The organism is Enterobacter cloacae complex sp. P12RS (genome assembly GCF_014895875.1).
In the GTDB taxonomy this organism is placed as follows: Bacteria; Pseudomonadota; Gammaproteobacteria; order Enterobacterales; family Enterobacteriaceae; genus Enterobacter; species Enterobacter bugandensis.
The window spans coordinates 1-5657 of sequence record NZ_JADBQO010000082.1; the positions used below are offsets into that span (position 1 = coordinate 1).

Consider the following 5657-nt stretch of genomic DNA (forward strand, 5'->3'; position numbering starts at 1 on the left):
TTGCACACATGAACCACATTGGATTCACTTGTTGACCGTTTAAAATAATATACAACATCGTCAAAAATAAATTCAAAGATATAACTATGGTGCCCCATAGACTTGATAATACCAGCCTTATCATCCAAAAGAGACATACCACCCACAGCAAAATCAATGACCATCAAAGCAGAGGATTTTCCAATTGAGTTTTTAGCATTATCATCGCCAAGAATTACATTCAAGCCATAATTGAATGATATTCCACCATGATTGAAAAGTGAGCAGATTATTTTACTTAGCATATTTTATCGTTTCCATCGAAACATCAACATCAATCAAACCAAGAACATATAGGATATCTAAAGCATGTAAAAATTCCGAAGCATCTTGAAAGCTCGCCGAAGTTCTTGTCAATAAATCCGACATTTTTTCGTCGTCTACTTTGTTTTTTAAAATGACTAGCATTTTAAAAATGGTCGACTCTTCAAGACTCGTGAATTTAGTTGGAACTAGCATCGAATACCTCGCAATTTTGGATAAAAAAAGATGTAAGGATCTTGGATGCAATAATGGATTTACCAGACTTCAAGCTTATCCATTGTGAAACATAGTTAAAAACTAAATCCTTATTCTTAGGGTTTTGCTTTTCCATTATCAGATAATAGGTATTTACTTGATTCTGTAGTATTCGTATGGCGGCTTGATCCAACTGTTCGAGAAGTCGGATATGATTCCTAATAGGTACAAAATAGTCGATAACATTTGAACGAATTTCTCGCTTCTGCAAAGGACTCATATCGGTCTTGAGTTTTTCATTAAGCGAACTGACATCTAGTTTAGTCTCAGAAAAATTTGCAAAATTATCATCACCAAGCACAATGAGATCTAATATTTCGCACACTTCATCTTGCAGAGCATATTGAGAAGCTGTTTGTTTTGCCTTTGTCTCACTAAGATAGCCATTTTTAATATTATAAAGCCTAAGATATTCTTCGATTTTGAAATCTTTGTCATACTTTGTATGGCAATTTGGGCATAAGAGAATTACATTTTCAAGGGAATTGATGTCATCAGGTACTGAATATTGCTCAAGAGCCTTTGCCTGCGATTCATTCGGATTTAATGGATAAATATGAGCAATCTCATATCCTATACTAGGATGTCTAGAACTTGCTTTCTTGAACATCATAGGTGATGTACAGAGCGGGCAACAGCCTCCAGTCTCCGCATATAGAATGCTGTGTTCATTAGCATGGTATTTAATCCTTATATTTGCCATATGTCTGAATCCTGCTCGATTTTTTTTGCCAATGGACTCAAAAGTATGGTGAGCAGAAGGGATCCCTCAGAACTGACGGCTACGGCTGTTTACAATCCCTTAGCCTAGTGTCAGTACAACCTAAGGATAGCTCACCGAATTCATTTGAAGTCATCAAATGTTAAAACGATCTCAGATTTTGTAGTTAAGTGCAATTACCAGAATGTATGATTAAAGATGCAATCAACCATGAGAGTTGCATATGATCACTTTTAAGCATTCCATACAACTAGTTACACCCTATCTGGTGTAAACCAAGCCTATACCTTAATGGTTTACTAGCTCATTAGTTTGGTGATTATTCTGGTTGGCTTGAGCAAATAAGAATCCTCTTTTTGCTTAATTTTTCGCCAGTCACTGGCAAATGAGATCCAAGTTAGGGTGCCATGTTTTTTCATGATTACCCGCGAATCCTTAACTAATTTTTATATAAATGATTAAAGTGTAATTATCCCCCAGTGATTCTATCGGCGTATAGGGGAGAAAAATGGTGGTCATTCTGGTGGTCTTGACAACAAGTGAATTCAAGTTTAGCTTATGTATTAGCCTGTTACTGGCAAAGGCGATCCCAGTCAGAGGAGCCAAATTTGAAAAGCCTGCTTTTAAAGCAGGCTTTTTGCTTTTCTGCGTCTCTGATGTTAACTCAGAATCGCATCCAGCCTGGCAAGCACTTCATTTACAACGGCATCAGGTATGCGTTCCAGCCGCATGCCGTTTCGGGCAGCCATATCAATAGTTCTGGGCTGGTCGCAGCGAATAACGCCCATCGTTTTTGTCCCCGCCCCTTCCAGTGAAACGGTGAAACCTGCCGTGCGAGCAAAGTTACCGCCGCTGGTGACGGGAACCACTACCGGTAGCCGGGTCAGCTTGTTAAACGATGCCTTCGACACGATGAGAACCGGACGTTTTCCGCTTTGCTCGTGGCCAGCAATCGGATCCAGTGAAACAAGCCAGATTTCCCCTCTGTCCATTTACAGGATCTCCTTTCCTACCGCAGGCGCATCAATCCATTCCCGATCCTCTTCACTCATTTCAGCGTGCGGATCGCACTGCGCCAGCAGCTCCTCAAGCGAATAATGAGGCCGTTTTTGGGGTTCAATGATCAGGCAGCCATTATTGATGGTCATGCCGACTTCGCTGTCCGTCGACAGTTCCAGCGTTTTCAGCACGGCGGGAGGAACCGCCAGCATGATGGATCCGCCGACCTTTTTCAGGCGAGTTTTATACATAGCGCACCTCCTAATATTATATTTTAATATAACATTCATGCCAGGAGATGCGCAATTATTCATCAGATTCATGGTGATTTCCTTTTCGTAATTAAGTGGGCAGAGAGCCGTTATCCATCGAAGGGCAGCGCTGGTGGGAACGAATTGCGTCACTAAGAAGGCTGATAATAAAAAACTGTTTTTACGGTTAAAAGAATTATGGCGGATCGGATAAACGAAATGCGAGGCGGCTTCCGCATCGGGAGCATTGTGGGGGCCAAGCTAAGGTCAACCCCCATCATGGCTTCATAACAATACGGCCAAGCGGTTTCGCTGTCTCGGCGTATTCATGGGCCGCGGCAGCGTTAGCCAGGGGGAAGATGCGGTCAATGACAACCCTGATGCGCCCTGTCGCTACAGCCTGCAACATCTCGTCCACGCTTGCCCGAACCTCGGGCCTTTCAAAAAGGGGGCCCATGAATACTCCCATGAGCGTCTGGTTAGACTGCATTGCCGGCCATAAGTCGGCTGTCAGGCTGCCACCGCCCGCATTACCGACGAAAACGAGACGCCCTTCCGGCGCGAGTGCAGAAAGCGACGCAGGCAACGTCGTCCCTACCGGATCGATAACGAGGTTAACACCGGTGCCACGAGTGACCTGTCGGACACTTTCCACGACGTTATTCTCTACACGATCCACAACATGATCGGCCCCCAGTTCCAGCAACCGGTTTTTTCGCTGCGTTCCGCTTGCCACGGCGATGACCGTCGCGCCAGCTTGTGAGGCAAGCTGAACGGCCGCGAGCCCCACGCCACCCGCTGCTGCCTGAATCAGAACGGTTTCTCCGTGCCGGAGCATGCCTCGTGTGAAGAGGCAGTGATATGCGGTTCCAAAGGAGATCGGTACCACCGCCGCTTCTGCTGCATCCACTCCGTCTGGTATAAGCCACGTTCGTTCCGCAGGCACAGCCCAACGTTCCGCATGCGATCCCTGCATGCTAAAAGCAGTCACTCTGTCTCCAACCTTGCGGCTACGAACTTTCGACCCGACGGCAACCACCGTCCCCGCGGCCGCGTAGCCAACGATCCATGAAGGAAAAGGCGGCGGAGTTGAACGTCGGTTGATCAGATCTCCCCCTTCAATTGAGATAGCCTCGACAGAAATCAGGACATCGTCAGGCCCTGCGACCGGATCCGGAACATCGACATATTGCAGGACGCCGGGAGCGCCTTCCACGTCATAAACCGCTGCCTTCATAAATTTTCCTCTGACTTACCTTTTGACCGTCGGAAAGATCCGTAACGCTCAGGGTAGCCTGGCAATCACCTTTATCTCAAACTTGAATCCGTACAGCCACGTCACGCCGATCCCGGTCAGCGTCGGATAAGGTGCTTCCCCCCAATAGTCTGGCAGGACACTCCAGATAGCGTCGAGGTTTGACTCGGGATCGACAACAAAAAGGGTAACGTCAACCACGTCATCGAACGTGCAGCCCGCAGCCGTGAGAACAGCATTAAGGTTATCAAACGCCAGACGGATCTGCGCTTTTATATCCTCTTCAGGCGAACCATCTTCCCGGCTACCCACCTGCCCCGAAACAAACAAGAAGCCATCAGATTTGATGGCGGGTGAATAGCGATTGCGCTCATAGAGCGCCTGGCGTCCGAAGGGAAAAACGGCTTCGCGTGTTGTCATATGTGTACCTTTGTAATGGGGCGAACTCTGCCCGGTGAACGTAAAGAGACTTTACAGCTGCTGAAGCAGAGGGATAAACAGGCGACTTTGTCCATCATTGTTTGTAATATCCAAACAATCAGTGAAAAGAGAGGACATGGGATGGATCGTTTTGATGCGATGCGCGCCTTTGCTCGCGTGGTGGAGGCAGGCAGCTTCACGAAGGCTGCCCAAACGCTCCATATGAGCAAAACCACGGTGACGCAGCTTATTCAGCAGCTGGAAGCGCGCCTGCGCGTCAAGCTACTCCATCGCACCACCCGCAGGCTCGGCGTCACTCCCGATGGCGCGGTCTACTACGAGCGCGTTATCCGCCTGCTGGCGGACATGGAAGATGCAGAAAACAGCCTGTCCAGTGCGGCGATGACGCCCAGGGGACGGTTAAGGGTGGATGTGCCCACTCCTCTCGCCCGCCTTGTGCTGGTGCCCGCGCTACCGGCTTTTCACGCGCGCTACCCTGATATCCAGTTTGACATGGGCGTAAGTGACCGGGTGGTGGATCTGATCGGCGACAACGTGGACTGCGTCCTGCGGGGTGGCGAAATCAATGACCAGTCACTGATCGCGCGCCATGTTGGCGATTTGCAAATCGGTGTTTACGTCGCACCGAGTTATGTGGAACGCCTCGGTGCCCCCGCGCATCCGCGAGAGCTGGAAAACACGGACCATCGCATCGTGGGATTCTTGTCCTCACGCACCGGTAAGATTGATCCTCTGGTGCTGCACGGTGAGAGTGAACGTATTGAAATTACGGGCAACTATGTGCTTGCTGTGGATGATGGCAATGCTTACCTCGAAGCTGGGCTAGCGGGATTGGGCGTGATTGCGCTGCCGGTCTATATGGCGGCAGCACATCAGGCTTGCGGTGCCTTGATTCCGCTATTTGAACGCTGGCGTATTGCTCCAATGCCCCTGTACCTGGCATTCCCGCCTAACCGCCACGTCAACGCTAAACTGCGCGTTTTTATTGACTGGATCGTTGAGTTGATGCAGCAGCATGTCCCTACTTCTACCATTAAGTGACTATATCTATTCGCTCATCACCGCCGATTGGTGGTCATTCAGGCGGTTTTGACAGAAAGGGAAATATTTATTTGTCTGCTACTGGCAAAGTCGAACCCATTCAGAGGAGCCATTTTTGAAAAGCCTTCTTTTGAAGCCGGCTTTTTGCATCTGTGATCCACTAATAGTTACCAAGCGGATTCTTTTCACAGGCAATACCGCAAATGCCCTCAAGTTCGGCTTCGAGTGTTTTAACCAACGATTGAAGATAGTCTGGCCCTTCCTGATACTGGCGACGTTGTAACTGGTATTCTTCGGTAGAGAGCAAAGTTAATCGTTCTTTGACTCGCTCACCGCATGACGCTATCTCTTCAATAAAATCAATATCATAAAATGGAAGAATTTCTTTAGT

Annotated in this window: 8 protein-coding genes and 2 pseudogenes; 1 reads left to right on the top strand and 9 read right to left on the bottom strand. The window is 47.9% G+C overall.

Annotation, left to right across the window (positions count from 1 at the left end; all coding sequences use genetic code 11):
• The 8 genes and pseudogenes from IM284_RS22875 to IM284_RS22900 all read right to left on the bottom strand — a co-directional run.
• Positions 1-284: pseudogene (locus tag IM284_RS22875) on the bottom strand (chromosome partitioning protein ParA); the annotation flags it as partial.
• The gene (locus IM284_RS23810) at positions 274-498 is read right to left on the bottom strand and encodes an ABC-three component system middle component 7 (RefSeq protein ID WP_370552128.1); all 225 of its coding nucleotides are present in this window, start codon (positions 496-498) and stop codon (positions 274-276) included. The pseudogene IM284_RS22875 and the gene IM284_RS23810, both read right to left, overlap by 11 nt.
• Positions 482-1261, bottom strand: a complete 780-nt coding sequence (locus IM284_RS22880) for an ABC-three component system protein (RefSeq protein WP_193055960.1) — start codon at positions 1259-1261, stop codon at positions 482-484. The genes IM284_RS23810 and IM284_RS22880 overlap by 17 nt, the downstream gene beginning before the upstream one ends.
• A 677-nt stretch (positions 1262-1938) precedes the next feature.
• A complete protein-coding gene (locus IM284_RS22885) occupies positions 1939-2271 on the bottom strand; it encodes a type II toxin-antitoxin system PemK/MazF family toxin (RefSeq protein ID WP_028013735.1) in 333 nt (110 codons plus the stop codon).
• Positions 2272-2529, bottom strand: coding sequence for an antitoxin (locus IM284_RS22890; protein ID WP_041909206.1), 258 nt, complete (start codon positions 2527-2529; stop codon positions 2272-2274).
• 277 nt (positions 2530-2806) lie between these two features.
• The gene (locus IM284_RS23555) at positions 2807-3367 is read right to left on the bottom strand and encodes a zinc-binding alcohol dehydrogenase family protein (RefSeq protein ID WP_226838955.1); all 561 of its coding nucleotides are present in this window, start codon (positions 3365-3367) and stop codon (positions 2807-2809) included.
• A gap of 147 nt (positions 3368-3514) precedes the next feature.
• Positions 3515-3766 (bottom strand): annotated as a pseudogene (locus IM284_RS23560) (alcohol dehydrogenase catalytic domain-containing protein); the annotation flags it as partial.
• Between the two features lie 48 nt (positions 3767-3814).
• Positions 3815-4204, bottom strand: a complete 390-nt coding sequence (locus tag IM284_RS22900) for a RidA family protein (RefSeq protein ID WP_047367867.1) — start codon at positions 4202-4204, stop codon at positions 3815-3817.
• Between the two features lie 141 nt (positions 4205-4345).
• Between IM284_RS22900 and IM284_RS22905 the strand changes: the two genes are divergently transcribed.
• Positions 4346-5266 carry a LysR family transcriptional regulator gene (locus IM284_RS22905; protein ID WP_047367868.1) on the top strand — a complete coding sequence of 307 codons (921 nt, stop codon included), beginning with the start codon at positions 4346-4348 and terminating at the stop codon, positions 5264-5266.
• Between the two features lie 160 nt (positions 5267-5426).
• On the opposite strand, the gene IM284_RS22910 is transcribed toward IM284_RS22905, so the two are convergent.
• Positions 5427-5657: hypothetical protein (locus tag IM284_RS22910; protein WP_193055961.1), on the bottom strand; the 231-nt coding region annotated here is incomplete at its 5' end.